A 17,680-nucleotide genomic window follows, 5' to 3' on the forward strand; every position below is an offset into this window, starting at 1 on the left:
GCAGGGCGCGGCGGTCACCGGTCGAGCAGGTGGGAGAAGAATCCGATCGACGGGTCCTCCGGGGTACCGACGAGGAGCGCCCGGTCGAGCAGGCCGTTGTTGTACTCGCAGCTGGTCTCCGGGAGCATCACGCAGGCATGGCAGGCGGCCAGGTTGGTGCCGCCCGCACCCGAGGTCTCGGTCTCGACGCACAGCGGGTCGGCCGAGCACCATTCGGCGCGGTGGACAGCCGAGCGCACCGCCTGGGCGAGGCGGTCGGTCTCGCCCTGGGCGACGAGACCGCCGAGGCTTCCGGCGGAGTCGCTGGTGGCCGTGTAGATCAGGACGCCGGCCATGTCGTCGCCCGCGTAGACGCGCTCGCGGAGCGAGGCGGACGGGTAGCCGGAGTCCAGGCTCCATTCGTCGATCATGACGTGCGCGAAGGTGTGCAGCAGGGCCATGCGCGGGGTGGCGGGGGAGATCGGGACCCGGGTGGGGTCCGAGGCCCGTTCGGTGAGGACCCGCTGGTGCCGGTGCCGGATCCGTTCCACGCGTTCGGCGACGGCGGGCCGTGCGGCCCAGGCGTCGATCCTGTCCTCGTCGAGCCGGAGGAAGACCCCTTCGCCGTGGACCTCCATGGCGGGCAGCCAGTCGGTGGGGGTGAGGGACAGCTCGGCCTCGTGGCCCTCGGAGGAGGTCTCGGGGTCGATGACGCGGGTGAAGGCCTTGAGCGCGCGGACCTCGCGGAGCTTCTTCACCAGCATCGGGGTGACCAGGCCCAGGTCGGCCGGCAGCTCCGCGTCGCCGGTCGGGCGCTCGCAGACGAACTGTTCGCCGCGGTGGCCGGATTCCTCCGGGTGGCCTTCGCACAGCCGGGCGTACTCCAGGTCGCGCAGGGCGCGGTAGCGCTGCTCCTGGTCGACGCCGGGATCGTCGTCGCCGGTGGTGTCCTCGGCCTCCATGGCGGCGAGCAGCGTCATGACCTCCTCGGGGGTCACCGGGGGCGGGGACCCGTCGAAAATGTATTTCAGGTGGATCTCGACCTCGGCGAGGGAGGAGCAGGTCCGGAGCTTGTCCCAGTGCTTGTCCAGGGCGTGCGCCCGGGTGTCGCTCCACGGCGGAATCGACAGGGCCGAGCGGAGCACCGGTTGCCACACCGCGGAGGAGCCCCGCTGGAGGGTCCGGGGCGTCCGGGGGCAGGGCAGGTCCGGGGCGTTCGCCAGCCAGGGGCGCTTGCCCTCGCAGCGGATGTTCAGGTCCTTGAGGGCGCCGCGTCGGAAGGATCCCTCCATCGACACTTCCGCCACCCCGCAGGAGCAGGAGAGGACGACCGATCGGAGCGAGGAGGTGCGGCCCGAGGACATGAGGGTCATCCGGCCCCCGCAGAATCCGGTGCGGTCGTCGCCGCGCCGGCCCCGGTGCAGCCACTTCCAGTACGGGAAGTCGGCGAGGTGCCCGTCCTCGCAGGCCACCACGAACCGGGACGGCACCAAGGGCTCGGAGCACTCGGCGCACTCGTTGCGTCCGGGCGGCGAGTTGAACTTCCTTACGTGGTCCAGGGCATGGCACTCCGGGCAGTGGTGCCACAGCGGGAACCTGCGCACGCGGACGCCGTCGCGGCTGTCGTCGCCGGAGGCGGGCGGGAGGCGGAACCTGCGGACGCCCAGCACCCGGGCGAGGCGCGGCTCGTGGATCACGGGGGCCTCGTCGCGGGGCCAGTACTCCTCGGCGGAGTCGATGCCGGAGACGATGAACGACTCCTGTTCCACCGCGATCAGTGATCCGACCCCGTAGGTGGTGATGGCCTGGGCACGGCGGACGGCGCCCCGACGGGGCAGGCTGCGGGCCGGGCCGGCGGAACCGTCGGCGCGGCGCCGGCTGCGGGACGGGGGCGGGGTCATCGGGATGCCTCCATGAACAGGGCGGTCTCGGCGTCGACGTCGCGCAGGGACCACAGGGTCTCCCACGCCTCGACGTCCTCCAGGGCGTCGTTGTAGGGCTTGAGCAGGGAGGGGGCGTTGCGGCCGCGCTTCGGTTCGTAGTGGAGGCCGCCGTGGGCCTCGGCCTCGGCGCACCACCAGTCGACGAACTCGTCGAAGGCGTCGGCCACGTGGGTGACCTCATTGGCCGCGGTCCTGTCGGGGGAGATCCGGGCGACCCGTTCGAGGATCCGGGGACGGACCCTTTCGCGCAGTTCGTCGACGAAGAGGTCGATGTCCCCCGCGGCGTCGTCGGCCCGGGCGGCGGGGATGAGGATGCGGGCCAGGGCGACGATCACCGCGTGCAGGCCGCGGTCGCGGGCTCGGGCCGAGAAGGGCGTCACCGAGGTGGACTCGACCTCACGGTAGAGGGCGGAGTGGAAGTGCCGGAAGTTCTCGTAGTGGGAACGGTCTCGGGAGCGGCCGGCGTTGAGCATCACTGCCACCAGGCCGGGGTGCGCACGCCCCACCCGGCTGGTGGCCTGGATGTACTCGGCGGTGGTCTGCGGCTGCCCCATGACGGCCATCAGTCCGAGCCTGTCCACGTCGACGCCGACGGCGATCATGTTGGTGGCCAGGAGGACGTCCACCACGTCGACGCCGGGGAGCCGGCGCTCGATCTGCTTGAGCCGGGTCGGGATGTCGCTGGCGTCGACCCGGCTGGTCAGCTCGGAGTGGTTGGCGACGGCGCGGGCTCCGCAGCCGTCGCGATCGGCCAGGTGCTCCAGGTGGTCCACGACGTCGTCGTGGACCTGGAGTTCGGCGGCGGACAGCAGGCGCAGGCTGTTGAAGTAGCCGACGAGCGTCCAGTACGCGTCACGCACCTCTTCGGTGGTGTCGGTGCGCATCGCCTGGTGGAGCAGGGTGGCGTAGGTGCGGATCAGCAGGGTGGACTGGCTGGTGCCGGGGGCGAGCAGGCCCACGTAGCGGCGGGACGCCTTGTCGCGGGCGGAGGTCTCCACGGCGAACCAGGAGTCGCGGGAGTCGAGGCCGGCGGGCGGGAACTGGCGTACGTCCCGGGAGAACAGGGCCATGCCCTGTTCGGCGGCGCGGCGGATGGTCGCGGTGGAGGCGATCACCTTGGGTCGGTCGGCGAGCAGGTCGACGGCCGTCTCGTACAGCCCGGTCATCGTGCCCAACGGGCCGGAGATCAGATGCAGTTCGTCCTGGACGATCAGCTCGGGGGGCGGAGTGGCGTCCTCCCGGTCACGGTTGAAGAGGGCTGCGGTCTGCGCGCGCCACGGCATCGAGGCGAACTTGTCGACGGTGGCGATGACCAGGGTGGGGCGGGCGTGGTAGACGGTCTCGTCGACGAGGTGGACGGGCAGTCCGTCGGCGAACGCGCAGCCCGTGCCGGGGCAGCGGACGTGCATCCGGACGGCCTCCCGGTCGGCGGCGTAGTGGTGGGCGTCGAGGGCCGTCCCGCACCAGGGGCAGGCGTGCAGTTGGACCGGGTTCTCCTTCTGGAGGACCTTGCCGGAGCGGGCCGCCGCCAGTTGCGCGGCGGCCACCTCCAGGGTGTTCGGGGTGGCGGAGCGGCCCACCCACATGCCGACGGAGATCTCCTCGTGGCCCAGTTCCCCGGGGTTCTCGCGGCGCATCCGTTCCATGGCGCAGATCAGGATCGCGGCGCGCTCGAACTGCTGGAGGGTGAGCAGCCGCAGCGTGTACCGCATCAGTACGGTGACGCCCGCTCCGGCCGCGCCGAGGCGCGTGCGCCGCAGGAAGGTGGTGAGTGCGATCAGCCCCAGGTACGCCTCGGTCTTGCCGCCACCGGTGGGGAACCACAGGAGGTCGGACACGCCCCGGTCGGGGTGGGTCGGGTCGTCCACCCCGGCCAGGCACAGCAGGACGAAGGCGATCTGGAAGGGGCGCCAGCGCGCCGAGGCCAGGTCCGGTTCGCCGCCCCGGCCCTGCTTGACCCATGCGCTGCGGGCCCGTTGGGTGGCCATCGCCCGGTTCGCCAATCGGAACGCCCGCATCAGGTCGGGCTTGTCGCGCAGGAGCGCGATGCCCTCCCGGAGCCGTTCCAGGGCCTGCTCGCAGGACGTGACCTGGGCGGACGCGGCCTCCTCGTACGGGGTTCCGGTCAGCGCCGCGGCTTCGGCGTGCTTGCGCGCGATCCACCGCTCGTATCCCGCGGCCAGCCCTTCGAGGGCGGCGATCACCTCGCGGTCGGGGGCCTCGGCGAGGCCCAGCATGGTGAGGGCCCGGTCGTCGATCTCCGGGTTGGAGTCGGTGAGCAGTACCTCGTGCGTGGGGACGAACTCGGTGCGCACCTCGGGCACGCCCGCGCGCTCCACATCGGTGACACCGACCGGGGGCGGGGCCCAGTCCCACACCGCCGCGCAGCCGTGGCCGGTGGCGAAGGTGGGTGCGTGGCGGTGCAGGAGCCGGCTGGTCTCCAGTTCCGCGTCGACGGCGGACAGGGTGACGGGACGCTCCACGAACGCGCTCGACCCGTTGGCGGCGCGGACCGTCAGCCCGGTCTGGAACAGGGCGAAGGCGTCCTGGAGTTCCCGCTCGCCGACCTTCTGGACGTTGACCAGGGTGACGGTGACGGTGACGGTGCCGGTGTGCTCCACCGCGCGGCGCACGTGGACTTCGAGCCGGGCCGTGCCGTCCATCAGGTCGCGTGACGCCCCGCGCCCCGGGTGTGTGACGTCGACGGAGGTGTCGGGCAGGTCCAGCTCCACCCGGCGCCAGCGTTCGCGCTGGTCGGAGGTGGTGCGGGCCTCGCTGCGACGGGCCGATACGGTGCGGCCGTCGGCGTCCTGCGGTTCGTAGGCGGCGGCGCGCGCCGAGACCACGATCTCCCGGCACACGGCGAGGTCGACCGCGAAGGTCAACCCCACGGTGGACGGCCGCCGGTCACCCGCCTGGGGCCGTTCGACGGCCGGCGCGGCTTCGTCGAGGCGGTCCGCCCCGGTGACGGGTTCCTCGTCCAGGCCGTCCTCCTCGGCCGCGTCCTCCCGGAGGCGGAGCTCGGCGGCGGCGTCCGCGGGGCGGGGGAAGAGCACGCCCATGGGGTAGCGGGTGATCGGGGCGTCCTGCTCCAGCACTTCGACGCGGTCCTCGGCGCGGTCGTGGCCGTCGGGGCCCAGCAGTTCCCTGCGGAGCCGGGCCACGAGGTCCTCGCGGACCTCGTAGTGCGCGGCGTGCCGCCCTGCGTGGATGGTCATCGCCACTCCTCACGGGTTCCGGCGGGCCGCCGGAACCATCCGATTCCACTGATGCGCGGGGCGATCCACACCCCGTGGGTGCCCAGACCCGCGTTGGCCCCGGCGGCGGTGCTGCCCGCGACCGACTCAAGGCAGTCGATCCGCAGGCCGCAGATCTCCTCGGGCCAGCGGATCTCCCAGGTGGCGGCGACCCTCAGGGTCGAGTACAGGTCGCTCCGGAAGCCCTCGGAGGCGTCCCCGATCTCCCGTCCCTCGTGCAGCAGCGCGTACCGGGGGCTCTGCCGCGGGCCCATCGGAAGGTCGTCGCGCCGCCGCAACGTGACGGCGTCCCCCGGCCGTACCCGCTCCAGCAGGTACCTCTGGGCGTCGACGGCGTCGTTCGGGGCGTCGGCGGGTTCGACGGCGGACACGTCCGCGGCCCGTACCTCGACGCCGTCGCGCCGCCACTTGTGCTGCTGGTTCGGGACGCCGCGGTACCAGCGGCCGGTCGGCTTGTGCTTGAGTACCGTGGCGGTCCCGGGCGGGGCGACCCGGTACAGGTCCTCCCGGGCCCGTGTCATCGCCACGTAGAGGGCGCGCGTCTCGGCGGGCACGTCGAGGTCTGTGGTGCGGCGGCGCAGCTCGGTCATGGTGGGCGGGGTGAGCAGCACCACCCGGTCGAACTCCAGGCCCTTGGAGCGGTGCACCGTGGAGACGACCAGTCGGGCCGGTTCCGGGTCGGCGAGCTCGTCGGGGAAGCGGCGCTCCGCCACCAGCCCGCGCAGCCGTGCCACGTCGAGCGTGCCCCGGCCGGTGCCGCGTGCCGCGACCCGCAGGGCCCGCCAGGCCCGGTCTGGGTCGGTTCCCTCGGGCAGCGGCATCCCGGCCAGCAGCTCGCGCAGTTGGGTCTCGTTCAGGGTGGCGGCGGCCGTGCGGCGCAGCAGTTCGGCGGCCCAGTACGGCACGGGTCGGTCCTGGAGGGAGCGGCGCAGGGCGTGCGGTACGTCCCGGGTGTGCAGGGATTCCGAGACGACCAGTGCCTGCCGGTTGTCGCGGGTCAGGATCGCGCAGGTGCCGGGGTAGGACCGCAGTGAGTCCAGGGTGAACGAGTCGTCGAGGGGCCCCAGGTCGGGGAGTTCGAGCAGCAGCGCGCGGAGCTCGCCGTGGAGCCGTTCGGCGGCGTCGTCGGCGCCCTCGGGGGCGCTGCCGATGCCCTGGAGCGCGTGGCCGAGCGGGAGTGCGGTGCGGGCTTCGGGGGTGACGGCCCTGAAGTTGCGCGTCAGTCGCAGTTCCACCAGGTCCTCGGCGTACGAGGCGCGCACCCAGCGCAGGAAGAGGTCGGCGCGGTCGGCGTACTCGTCGGGGTCCTCGATCTGGAAGTCGTAGATCGCCTGGGCGCTGTCGCCGACCAGGGTGAACCCGCAGGAGTCCTGGAGGCGGTCCAGGAGCGACTCGACCATCTCCCGGCGCGCTCCCACGAGGTCCTGCACCTCGTCGACGATCACGTGGGCGGGTGGGCCGGACTCCACTGCCTCAAGGGCGCCCTTCTCGATCGCGCCGGTGGCCGCCCGTATCCGATCGTCGAAGGAGAGCGCCGCCCACTCGCCGTCCGGGTCGGCCTGCGCCAACAGGGAGTACGCCCAGGAGTCGAAGGTCTGCACCCGCACCCGTCGGGCGTGCTCGCCGTGGCGGGCGATCCGGTCCCGCAGTTCCCGGACGGCCGCCCGGGAGAAGCTGAGGACCAGCAGGTCACCGGCTTCGAGGGCCTCGTCGGGGTCGTCGTGGCCCACGAGTGCGTCCATGCGGCGCACCAGCGTGTGGGTCTTGCCCGCGCCCGCTCCGGCGGTGACGAGGAGGCGGGCGTCCCAGGGCTGCTCCACGACGGCCCGCTGCTCCGGGGTGAGGACCGGACCGTCCTCGGGAGGGAAGGTCACTTCTTGCTCCACAGGTGTTCGAACTTGGTGAAGGCGAGGTTGGTGTCGAAGTTCCGGATGTTGTCGCGGACGTTGAGGATCAGGCAGGTGTCCTTGCCGCCGTTGCGCGGGCCGCGCAGGCCCCGGCCGATCATCTGCTGGTAGACGTTCGGGCTGTAGACGGGGCGGGCGACGACCACCGCGCGGGTGGCGGGGGCGTCGAACCCCTGGGTGAGGACTCCGTAGTTGGTGAGCACCCGTACGCTGCCGTCGCGGAACTCGCGGACGCGGGCCCGTCGGTCGTTGTCGGAGGTGGTGGAGTCCACGGAGGACGCGGAGATCCCCCGGTCCTTCAGACGGGCGGCCAGGTATTTGGCGTGTTCCACCGAGGTGGCGAAGACCAGTACCGGCCAGTCCGCGGGCATGTCCGCGATCTCCGAGACGATGCGGCGGCTGCGGTCGTGGTCGTCGGCCAGGCGCTGTTCGGCGGCCTTGGACAGCAGGCTGAACTGTTCGGTGCTCTGCCGCTCCTCCCGGCTCAACTCGATCGTTCCGCCCTTCAGTTCGCGGTGTTCGACCTGCGCCAGCACGCCCAGCTCCTGGAGGTGCCGGTAGGGGTCGCCGGAGGGGAAGACGCCCTCGTCCAGCCGGCGCGCGCCGAACCGGTTGACCAGGCGGGCGGTCTCCTCCTCGTTGTGGCCGCGGAACGGGGTGGCGGTGAGGCCGAGCAGGTGTCGCTCGGTCCGGTGCTGGGTCAGGCCGAGCAGGGCCAGGATCTCGGTGTAGCGCGGGCCGGTCGCCACGTGCGCCTCGTCGACGACGACCAGCGCCGCGGCGCGCAGCCAGCCGTACCGGTCGTTGTCCAGGCACGACTGGAGTTTGGCGTCGGTGGCCACCACGAGCTGCGGCCCGTCGGTGACGGAGGCCGCCTCGTTGGAGGTCCAGAGCCGGTTGATCGTCAGTCGGGTTCGGGCGCCGGCCTTGCTCCAGACGAACTGCCAGCTCTGCACCGCCTGTTCGCACAGCTCCTCGGTCTGCGCGATCCACAGGATCGGGCCCTTGAGTTCACCGGCCTGCTTCACCCAGCGGATGACTGCCTCCGCCGTGACGCGCGTCTTGCCGGCGCCGGTGGGCAGCGACAGCATGGCGCGCTGCGGTGCCAGCCGGTCGAGCATCTCGAAGATGTTGAGGGCGAGTCGTTCCTGATAGTCGTGCAGGCGCGGGAAATCGCGGGGGCCCTCCACCGCCAGGCTCTGGTCGAGGGTCGGGGCCCGGTGGCCGGCGAAGGGTGCCGGCAGGCCGAGGTCCGCGACGAAGGAGACGGCCGCCGAGCCGCCGGTGTAGGACGACGGGGCGGTCGGGAAGCGCTCCTGGATATCGCGGGCGTGGGTCTTGAGCACGGTGTCACCGTGGGCGTTGAACGCGAGCTGCGCCGTCCGGCGCCCGGTGGGTTCCCCGCCCAGCTCCTGGGTCTCGGCCTCCATCAGCCCGGCGGGCAGCCGGTCGCGCAGGGCCTCCGCACCGATCAGCAGCTCCAGCTTGGCCGTCACGTCCGAGGCGTCGCGGATCGCCTTGAAGGCGGACCGCACCTTCTCGTCCTGTTCCTGGCGGACCTGCGCCTCCAGCACCGCGCGGCACCCGGCCTCGCCCAGCCGCAGGCCGATCTCGCGGTCGACGGCCCGGAGCGCCCCGAGCCGGTCCAGCGCATCCAGAACCTTGATCACATTGCCTTGGCGGGCGCTCTCCAGGGACCTCGGGCGGGCGCCGTTCGGGGTGCGGACGACCTCCTCCAGGGTGGAGCAGCGCAGCAGGGAGTAGGTGCCGACGGAGGCTCCCATCCGCTGGCGCAGCGTCGGGAACTCCTCGGACAGCGGGACCGCGGCCACGCTCGACTCGTGACGGGTCTCGCGGCTGACGACGTCGTCGTGGCGGAGCATGCCCCACTGTTCGACCATGAGGTCGGCGGAGCCCTCGTCCGGCATCAGCAGCGCCGGGACCCGCTCGGCGCGCAGTGAGCGGTACTCCTCCGGGTTCGCGGCGACGGCGATCTCGCCGTCCTCCCGGGTGTCCCAGGCGGCGCCGACCCGGCAGCGGGTCAGTGATCCCTCGGGGAAGTCGATCTCCAGGCGGGTCAGCAGGGCGTAGGTGGATCCGACGAAGGCGTCGTCCTCGCTGGCCTGGAGCTTGCCCAGGAGTTGTTGCCACTGCTCGGAGCGGACCTTCTCCACACTGTCCGCGAGGCGCAGTTTCCGGGCCTTCTCGACGCTGAGCGTCGTCACCGGGAGCACGTCGCGGTAGGCCGAGAGCTGGGGGCCCACGGCTTCCTTGAGCGGCTTGACGCCCTGTGAGGTCTCGACCCTGCCGTGCCGGGACAGCATCCACCGGATCGGGGACGGGGCCTGCTGCCGGGTGGCGACCTGCGCACCGATCTGCAGCGTCCAGTTCTCGATCACCCCGTCGTCGGGCAGCACCCGCAGGAACGCGGCGCGGGCCTCCTCGGAGAGCCGGGAAAGGAGGTGCAGGGGGCCGCCGACGGCCGTCCCCTCGACCTTGGTGCGGGCCAGGGTCGGACGGTTCGCCCGGTTGTCGAGCTTGCGGCAGTACGCCGCGTGCATGGCCTCCCGGTACTCCTCGAACCAGTCCTCGCCCTCCGGGCGGTGGCCGGCACTCGGGCGTTCGCGCAGCCCCACCTCGCGGAAGAAGCCCGTGTCGTCGGAGTGGAAGCCCATGTCCACCGCGATCGAGGGGTCGCCGGCCGCGGTGACGACTGCGCCCGGCAGCATGCAGTCGCGCATGGGGTGGAACCGGCCGTCGGCGGTGCGCACCCTGAGGGTCCGCATCGCGTCGGGTACCCGGCCGATCACCTCGTGTCCCACGGCGAGGGTGCCCGCCTGGTGGAACAGGTCCCAGAACCGCTGCCATTCCTGCGGGCCGTAGGAACCGAGGCCCTGGTCCAGGACGCTCAGGAAGCGGCCGCGGACGTCGGCCTCCTGGATGCCCAGGACGGTCAGCGCGGACGACAGCGACGGGTCCTCGGACAGCGCGCGGTCCACGTAGACCAACGACTCCGGCAGGCCGTCCTCCCCGGTGCGTCGGAACACCTTGCCGCGGACGGGGGCGACGAGGCCCTCCTCCTCGGTGAGGACGATCCGGGCCGTGCACGCCGCGGCGGCGCAGGCGGCCTTGGATTCGACCATGTCGGCGACGATCCGGATGGCCGTCTCCGACGCCGCCGCCGAGCCGTCGGACACCAGTGCCTCCAGCCATGCGCGGACCGAGGCCCGCGGCTGTCCCGCCGCGGCGAGAACGTGCTGGATCTTGCCCGATCGCAGGTCGGTCGCCTCGACCGAGGGATGCGCCCAGTTCCGGGGGCGGCCGGCGTAGGAGTGCCAGTCGCGCAGCCAACGGGTCTGCGCGGTGTTGTCCGGCCCCAGGTCGGGGTGGATGTTCAACTCCCCCGGGGTGCGCAGCACTCCGTCCTGGTCCGGCAGGGACGGGTTGACCGCGGCGGCGGCCCAGATCTGCTCGGTGAGCAACCGGTCGGCCCAGCTGATCACCTCGGCCCCCTTGGCGCGGCCCGGCAGCAGCGGGAGGTACGCGCCGGGATCCTCGGCGGGGGCCAGCTCCGGCAGGGAGGCGACCACGAGCCGTGCGGCGACCTGGATCATCTCGGTGTTGAAGGGCGAGGAGTCCAGCAGGTTCTGCCGGTCCTCGTTGGTCTTCCACGCGCCGTTGAGGATGCCGCTGAGGGTCATCTCGTACTTGGTCGGGAAGAAGGACCAGAACCTGCCGCGGCCACGGGCGTCGGCGGCGCTGAACAGACCGGAGCGCTCGTCGCGACGGTACTCGGGCACCGCCCAGGCCACGTCGATGGAGAGGCGGTCGTGCAGTTCACCGGCGTCGCGGCGGGCGGCGGCGGTCGGCTCGTGGGTCCGGGTGAAGACCCGCCACCTTGAGTCGACGGGCGGCCTGCCGGTGCGCTCCTCGTGGATCGCGCGTCGGCTCCCGTCCTGTTCGCCGCGCAGGGTCCGGCGGGCGATCGGGCGGGGGCGGCGGTCCTCCAGGGTGACCTGACCGACGTGCGGGGAGAACAGGTGGAAGCCGGCCGGGAACTCCTCCCGGCTCTCGTGACTCGTCCTCGCTCGGTGGCCGTGCATGTCCTTGCCGAGGTGGTCGACGGCGCCGTCCAGCAGCGGCAGCCGGACCACCGTGGTGGCCCATCCCAGGAGTTCGTCCAGCACCTGGTCGTCGAGGCGTTCTGCGTCCACGTCCAGCTCGCGGGCCATGCGCAGCACGGGGGCCTCGAACCTCTCGCCCAACTGCTCGCGCACCCCGGGAACGCCGTGGATCTGCGCGTACGACCAGGTCCGGTCGAAGCCGAAGCTGCCGGTCCGGCTGAAGAACTCGGGGGTGTCGGTGACCACCAGGACCGACTTGACGCCCACGCCGAACCGGCCGATCTGACCACCGCGCTTGCGGGACATGCTCATGCGCAGGATGGTCTCCGCGCCCTCGGCGGTCACCGGGTTGCCCTGGTTGGCGCAGTAGAGGTGCCGGTCGGTGAGGACGACGTGGATCCGACCTCCGGGCTCGTCACGGATCTCGTCGGCGGCGTTCTGGACCAGCTCGAACAGCTGGCGGTCCCCGTAGCCGCCCTGGGTGATGCGGCGCTCGCCGTTGGCGTGCTCGGGAATCAGGCCCGGATCGACGCGGTAGGTCTCCAGAACGCGAAGGGACTGTTCGGTGACGGTGCGGATCACGGGGGACTGCGAATCGGCCACGAATGGTTCCACTTCAGGACGAAGGGGTGGACGGGTGAGGAGAGCGGTCGGTGCTTTCAACAGGCAAAGTGCGCGGGAAACACAAAGATGGCGACGCGCTGGCGGCTGATCCGGTTGCGGTCGGGTCCGGATCGCGACCGGGGGCGAGGAGGGCACAACTGTGCCCAAGGAGAAGAGGATTGAACCGGGCATTCCCGGGGTATTCGAGATCAACTCAAGCATGTCGCCACGCCGTTGGGCAAGGGGCGTTCATCCCGCGGCGCACACCTCGCGACACCGCCCGCGTTCAGGGCACTCCCCCGCGAACCGGACAGCCCCCAACTCCCTTTCCACACGGGCCGACAGAGCCCGACCGGGCCGATCACCCCGCCTGTCAAAGAGAAATTGACAAGCCGACTCACCGTCAACAGCCGTGCGGTACCGTGACGTCCACCCAGTGGATCAAGTGGAAGCAGGTGGCACGTGAGGGCGGCTGAGGAGTTCGGCCCCTGGCTGGCACGCCAGCTCAAGAACGCCAGGATGAGCCAGACCGAGCTGGCGGACGAGCTGCGGATGAGCCGGGCCGCCGTCTCGGCGTGGATCGTCGGCCGCTCCGTCCCGCGTGACGACGCCATCCGGCGCATCGCCGAGATCCTGCGGACGGACCTGGAAACCATCCACACCCGCAGCACCGATGCCCAGGCCGGGCTGCCCGTCTCCTGGTACCACCGGCCCGGTCACCGCGACGGTGGCCGCGAGTACGGCAACGCGGCGGCGTTCGCCTTCGAGGCCGATGTCTCCGTCCTGGCCCGCGAGGCCACCCAGAACAGCCTCGACGCCCGCCTCGACCCGGCCGAACCCGTCCGCGTCCGCTACACCCTGCACGAACTGACCGGCGAGGCCCTCGCCCGCTTCCGCGAGGCCATCGACTGGGAATCGCTGCTCCCCCACTACGAGGCGCTCACCGGCGACAGCGTCAAACAGGGCAAGGTCTCCCGGACCGTCTCGGCCGGACTGCGCGACATGTACCAGCACGACCGGCTGTTGCTGCTGCGCGTCGACGACTACAACGCCACCGGTCTGACCGGCGGCGACTACGACAACGGGCTCTTCGCCGCCGTCGTGCGCCGACAGCTCGACAGCCACAAGAAGGACGCCGGAGCCGGTGGCTCCTACGGCCTGGGCAAGGCCACGCTCTGGGCCGGCAGTCGGCTCGGCCTCGTACTGATCAACTCCACCCTCTCCGCACCGCACGAGGGGCGCACCGAGCGCCGCGTGATCGGCCGGCTCGACCTGCCCTGGCGCGAGGTCGAGGGCGAGGAGTTCGCGGGCCCGGCCTGGTTCGGCCGTCCGGACCCGGACGCCAGGGCCGCCGACGTGGCGCGCTCGTGGTGGGCCGACGAGGAGACCGTCGAACAGCTCCACCTCACCCGGGAGAGCGCCGCCCCCGGCACGTCCTTCCTCGTCGTCGGCGCCCACGACGTCGCCAGTCTGGCACCCGTCACCGGCGGCGCCGACGACGAGGCGGGCACCGAGGACGGCGACTCCCTGCACCGCATGCACGCCCGTCTCGTCGAGGCCCTCGGCCGCAACTTCTGGGCCGCGATGACCGGGAGCGGCGCCCACAAGCCGCACCTGGAGGCATCCGTGCGCGGCTGCCGCAACGGTGAGGTCGTCATCGCCGAGGAACGGGTGGATCCGGTCGTCACCCAACCCTCCCGCACCCGCGCGCTGCGCGCCTTCCTGGAGGGCGACACCGTCGAACGCCTCACCGCGCCCGGCCAGGTGGCCCGCGCCACCGTCCAGCTGAACGTGCCCCTGCACGGGGGTCAGGTCCGCGGCGGCGTGCCCCACGAGGCCGTGCTGCTGGTCACCCACGCCGAGGACGCCGACGGCCGCCCCAACCGGCTGGTCTCCATGCGGGGCAACCGCATGACCATCAAGGACAGTGCCGTCACCAACGTTCCGATCGGCACGAACGCCTTCCAGGCCGTGCTCCTCACCGGCCGCGCGGCGGGACCGGACGCCCCCGGCGCCGAGCACGCCGAGGAGTTCCTCCGCGCGTCCGAGCCGCCAGAGCACAACAAGTGGGGCCAGACCGAGGAACTCCGACTCGCCTACTCGCCCTCCGCCCACCGCCGCATCACCGCCCTGACCACGGCCGCCAACAACACGGTGCGCGAGCTGGTCGCCGTACCCCGGGCCAAGCGCCGCAGCGGCGGCGAGGCCAAGATCGCCGGGCGGCTCAAGGTCGGCGGCGCCGCGAAGAAACCACGCCCCACGGGGACCGCCGTCCTGCCCGAGCTCGACAACGTGGACGCCCTGATCGACGAGACCGGAGCCTGGTCGATCACCGTCGACCTCCGGGTGTCCTCGGGCGTCGACACGGACCGCCCCGTCACCCCGGTCGCCAAGTTCGACGTGCGCTCGGGCCCCCGCCCCGGCGCGCACTGGAAGGAACTCGTCGCCGTCAGCGGCTGCGAGGTCGTCGACGGTGCCCTGCACCTGACCCCCGGCATCCGCAGGGCCGTCTTCCGGGGCGTGACCGACGAGGCCCGCCACCCGGTCCGCGCCCAACTCACCGGGCTCATCGTCGAACTCCGCACCGGAAAGGGGGAGCAGGCGTGAAGGTCTACCCCTACCGGCGGCTCAGCGGCAACGTGTCCTGGCGCGTCGACAGCGCCGCGATCAAGACCGAGGGCGAGCCCTGGGAGGAGGTCGAGAGCAAGTACGTCTCCGCGGTCGAGCGCGTCGTGGCCCTGGGCCCCGACGAGGACCGCCCCGACTGGGCCCGGGCCCGGCTGCGCCTCTCCGTCGGCCTCCCGGCCAAGGCCGTACAACCCGACGGGCCGTGGCAGGACGTCGCGGTCGTCGCCGTGCTCACGGAGCGCGCCACCAACACGCGTACGACCGTGGAGTTCTCCCCGGGCCCCGACGACGGCCGCGAGCGGACCGCGGAGCTGTACCTGCACCGCTGCGACCTGCTCGACCGGGCCTCGCTCGACGTCCACGTCGTCGCCACCGTCGACGGTGTCCGCGGTCGGGTGATCGCCACCTCCGACGCACCGTGGTTCGTCGACGTCATCGAGGCCGCGCCGTCCCTCGCCCGCGAACTGGACGTCAGGATGGTCGGGTTCGCCTCGGGAGCCGGCCGGCTCCAGCGCTACAAGGACTCCCCCTGGGTCATCGACACGACGGGGCGGATCCCCGTCGTGCGCGTCAACACCGACTTCGACGGGCTCGGTGACCTGATCGGCGCGGACGGCGGCAACGGGGCGGAGAAGACCGTCCGGGAACTCCTCCTCGCGCAGATGTGCTCCGACGTGTGGACGGCCGTCTTCCATTCCGCGGTCGGCGAGTTGGAGGTCGAGGAGGACGGCACCCCGCTCTTCCCGCACGGCTGGCAGGGCGAGGTGCTCCGGGAGATGCTGCCCGACGTGTACTCCGACCGCGGCCCGGAGCACGCCCTGCGCGAGGTGCACGCGGCCCGTACGGGCACCTCCTCCACCGGGTGGGGGGAGCTCCAGGCGCGGATCCACTTCGCCGCCTCGCGCCGCGCGGGCCTCCCCCGGACGCTCTCGACCACCATCCGCGACCTGGAACGACTCACTCAGGGGGACGACGCATGATCGACCGGCCCGGCTTCCTGCCGGAACGACTCGCGCTGCTGCCCAACGCCGAGGCCTCCGACTTCCTCACCGAAGGCCTGCTCACCGGCGGCGAGGACGTACCGAGCATCAGGCTCAACCAGGTCACGGAACCGCTGCCGCACTCCGACCGGCGCGGCGAGCTGCTCCCGATACGGGACCTCGCCGAGGACGCCATGGCCTACTGCCGGGTTCAGGGGCTCAAGGCGACCCGGGCCGACGCCTGGCTCGCCCCGCGCCTGCACGCCGCCCTGCGGATCACCCGCAGGGAGGCCTCCGACCCCGGCTTCTGGAACTACCTGGCCCTCGGCGTCGCCCCCGACTACGTGGTCTGGCGGCACCTGCCCGAACCCAAGGACGGCAAGGTCGCCAAGGTGGCGACGGAACGCTTCCGCGGCCAGTACCACAAGCAGGCCTTCGCCCGCCTCTGGTGGGCGGCCGAACTCTTCCGCGACGGCGGTGACTACGCGCCCGCGGTGACGGCCTGCGGCAATCAGGACATCTTCAACACCGCCCTGCGAATGGCCGTGGTCAACCACCGGCCCACCGCCCAGGCCATCGTCCGGCTCGTCGCGAAGGGCGTGGTCACCACCGGTCGTGAGGTCAACGCCCTGGTCGGCGCGGTCAACGCCTCAGCCGCGACCCTGATGTACGACGTGATCGCCCCCGACGCCGAGCGGGAGTCCCGTCCGCTGCTCGACTGGATCGACGCGGCGCAGGACGCCCGCCAGGTGTCGCGCAACGAGCTGCCGTCCGGCCCGGACGAGGAGCCCGCGCCGGACAGCTCCGTGAACACCCTGGTGGACTACTTCTCCGACCTCTTCGCGGACGCCCCGGCGGAGGACTGACCCTCGGGCTTCGGGCAGGTGGGGCCACAGCCGTCCGGGGACCCGCAGCCCTCCTTGCGGAGGGTCGCCCGGTCCTCGTCGGCCGCCTCGGGCCAGCTCTCCCGCAGCCGTTCCTCCGGCGGCAGCGGGAGGGCCAGGGCGGCCGCGAGCACGTGCATGCCGAAGAGCGGCGGCACCGCGTTGCCGACCTGCTGCGACTTGTCGCCGCCCGACCAGGGGTAGTTGGGCGGGAAGGTCTGGAGGACACCGGCCTCGGAGATGCGCAGCCGGTCCGGCGTGTGCGGGGTGCCGTTCGGGTGTCGGACGGCGTTGCGGGAGACCTTGCCCGTCACCGTGAACGACGGCTGCCGGTCCGTGCGGATGCCGCGCTTCTTCGGGTCGCCGCCGCTGCCGTAGTTCGACACGATCTCGAAGGGCGGTTTCCGGCCACCGGGGCACCCGTCCCCCGCCGTGAGGACCTCACCCATCGAGACCCAGGGCCGCAACGGCCGCTCGCCGCCGCCCGCCGCCGTCGACACCTGGTCCCGGACGTCCGGAACCGCCGCCGTCGCGTCGTCGGGGCCACCGCGCCGCGGCCTCTGCGGGGTGTACGTGTGGTGGGTGGCACGGGGAAGCGGAGGGGTCCCGTGCCCTTCGAGCCGCGCGATCAGGATGGTGCGGCGGCGGGTCTGGGGGACGCCGTACGCCTCGGTGGGCAGGGTCTCGACCTTGGCGACCTTGTACAGGACCCTGGTTCCGTCGGGGTGGGGCAGGCCCGCTTCCAGGGCTTCCCGGTAGACCTCCCACAGGGCCTTGACCGCCGGCACCTGCTCCAGGACGATCACGTCGAACGGCCGCCCCTCCCGGTTCCGGGAGCCGAGGGCCGCGATCGCGTACCGGAGGGGCTCCAGGACCAGAGCCGTCCTGGGGTCGCCGCCCAGCTCCTTCAGCCGGGCGTCGATCTCCTCCTCGGGAACTCCGCTCACCAGCGCGTGGATGACCTGCTTCACCTCGTCCAGCGCCTTGCGTCCCGCGCCGCCGCCGGCCACCGAGTAGGTCTGGCACGGCGGACCGCCGGCCAACACGTTCAGTTCCGGGGGCAGGTCCTCGAACCGCTCCCGACGCACCGCGCTGACGTCCGCGTGCCAGGTCCGGAGCCCTGCCCTGTACCGCGTCTCGCAGGCGTCCTTGTCCCACTCGATCCCGAGCGACGGCACCTCCAGCATGTGCGCGGCGATGTCGAGGCCACCCGGACCGGCGAAAAGGTCCAGAATGTACGGATTCTCAAGGAATCTGGCGGCGGCGTCCGTGCTGGTCATGTGGCGGAAGTTTAGCGTGCGGCCACTCGTGTGGCGGACGCGGTCACGAGGAGCACCGAACCTCCCACGAGGGCGACTTGGGATCGGACCGCCGC

At 72.2% G+C, this 17,680-nt stretch carries 8 protein-coding genes; 3 read left to right on the forward strand and 5 right to left on the reverse strand.

The window, feature by feature from the left end; genetic code table 11:
• Positions 1–14: 14 nt before the first annotated feature.
• The 4 genes from drmB to ACZ58N_RS14430 are packed head-to-tail and all read right to left on the reverse strand — an operon-like array spanning position 15 to position 11,813.
• Positions 15–1,880: a DrmB family protein gene (gene drmB, locus ACZ58N_RS14415; RefSeq protein WP_471158898.1), complete on the reverse strand. Its 1,866-nt coding sequence runs from the start codon at positions 1,878–1,880 to the stop codon at positions 15–17.
• On the reverse strand, positions 1,877–5,140 hold the full coding sequence (locus tag ACZ58N_RS14420) for a helicase-related protein (RefSeq protein WP_471158900.1): 3,264 nt from the start codon (positions 5,138–5,140) through the stop codon (positions 1,877–1,879). Before ACZ58N_RS14420 ends, drmB begins: the two co-directional genes overlap by 4 nt.
• Entirely contained in the window at positions 5,137–7,053 is a 1,917-nt protein-coding gene (locus tag ACZ58N_RS14425) for a UvrD-helicase domain-containing protein (protein ID WP_471158902.1), read from the reverse strand. Before ACZ58N_RS14425 ends, ACZ58N_RS14420 begins: the two co-directional genes overlap by 4 nt.
• Entirely contained in the window at positions 7,050–11,813 is a 4,764-nt protein-coding gene (locus ACZ58N_RS14430) for a DEAD/DEAH box helicase (RefSeq protein ID WP_471158904.1), read from the reverse strand. The genes ACZ58N_RS14425 and ACZ58N_RS14430 overlap by 4 nt, the downstream gene beginning before the upstream one ends.
• 462 nt (positions 11,814–12,275) lie before the next feature.
• On the opposite strand from ACZ58N_RS14430, the gene ACZ58N_RS14435 reads away from it, so the two are divergent.
• From ACZ58N_RS14435 to ACZ58N_RS14445, 3 genes are read left to right on the forward strand one after another with little or no spacing between them, the layout of a single operon-like run.
• Positions 12,276–14,420, forward strand: coding sequence for a helix-turn-helix domain-containing protein (locus tag ACZ58N_RS14435; RefSeq protein WP_471158906.1), 2,145 nt, complete (start codon positions 12,276–12,278; stop codon positions 14,418–14,420).
• Positions 14,417–15,421, forward strand: a complete 1,005-nt coding sequence (locus tag ACZ58N_RS14440; RefSeq protein WP_471158908.1) for a hypothetical protein — start codon at positions 14,417–14,419, stop codon at positions 15,419–15,421. The genes ACZ58N_RS14435 and ACZ58N_RS14440 overlap by 4 nt, the downstream gene beginning before the upstream one ends.
• Positions 15,418–16,287, forward strand: a complete 870-nt coding sequence (locus tag ACZ58N_RS14445) for a DUF6339 family protein (RefSeq protein ID WP_471158910.1) — start codon at positions 15,418–15,420, stop codon at positions 16,285–16,287. The genes ACZ58N_RS14440 and ACZ58N_RS14445 overlap by 4 nt, the downstream gene beginning before the upstream one ends.
• Here the strand turns inward: ACZ58N_RS14445 and ACZ58N_RS14450 are convergent.
• The gene (locus ACZ58N_RS14450; protein ID WP_471158912.1) at positions 16,245–17,585 is read right to left on the reverse strand and encodes a DNA cytosine methyltransferase; all 1,341 of its coding nucleotides are present in this window, start codon (positions 17,583–17,585) and stop codon (positions 16,245–16,247) included. The genes ACZ58N_RS14445 and ACZ58N_RS14450 overlap by 43 nt on opposite strands.
• Positions 17,586–17,680: the final 95 nt, after the last annotated feature.

This window comes from Streptomyces sp. NPDC040432 (assembly GCF_055595445.1).

Excerpts from the sequence above, each read along its gene's own strand:
- drmB (WP_471158898.1), bottom strand. The coding sequence starts at position 1,880 with ATGACCCCGCCCCCGTCCCGCAGCCGGCGCCGCGCCGACGGTTCCGCC.
- ACZ58N_RS14450 (WP_471158912.1), bottom strand. The coding sequence starts at position 17,585 with ATGACCAGCACGGACGCCGCCGCCAGATTCCTTGAGAATCCGTACATT.
- ACZ58N_RS14420 (WP_471158900.1), bottom strand. The coding sequence starts at position 5,140 with ATGACCATCCACGCAGGGCGGCACGCCGCGCACTACGAGGTCCGCGAG.
- ACZ58N_RS14445 (WP_471158910.1), top strand. The coding sequence starts at position 15,418 with ATGATCGACCGGCCCGGCTTCCTGCCGGAACGACTCGCGCTGCTGCCC.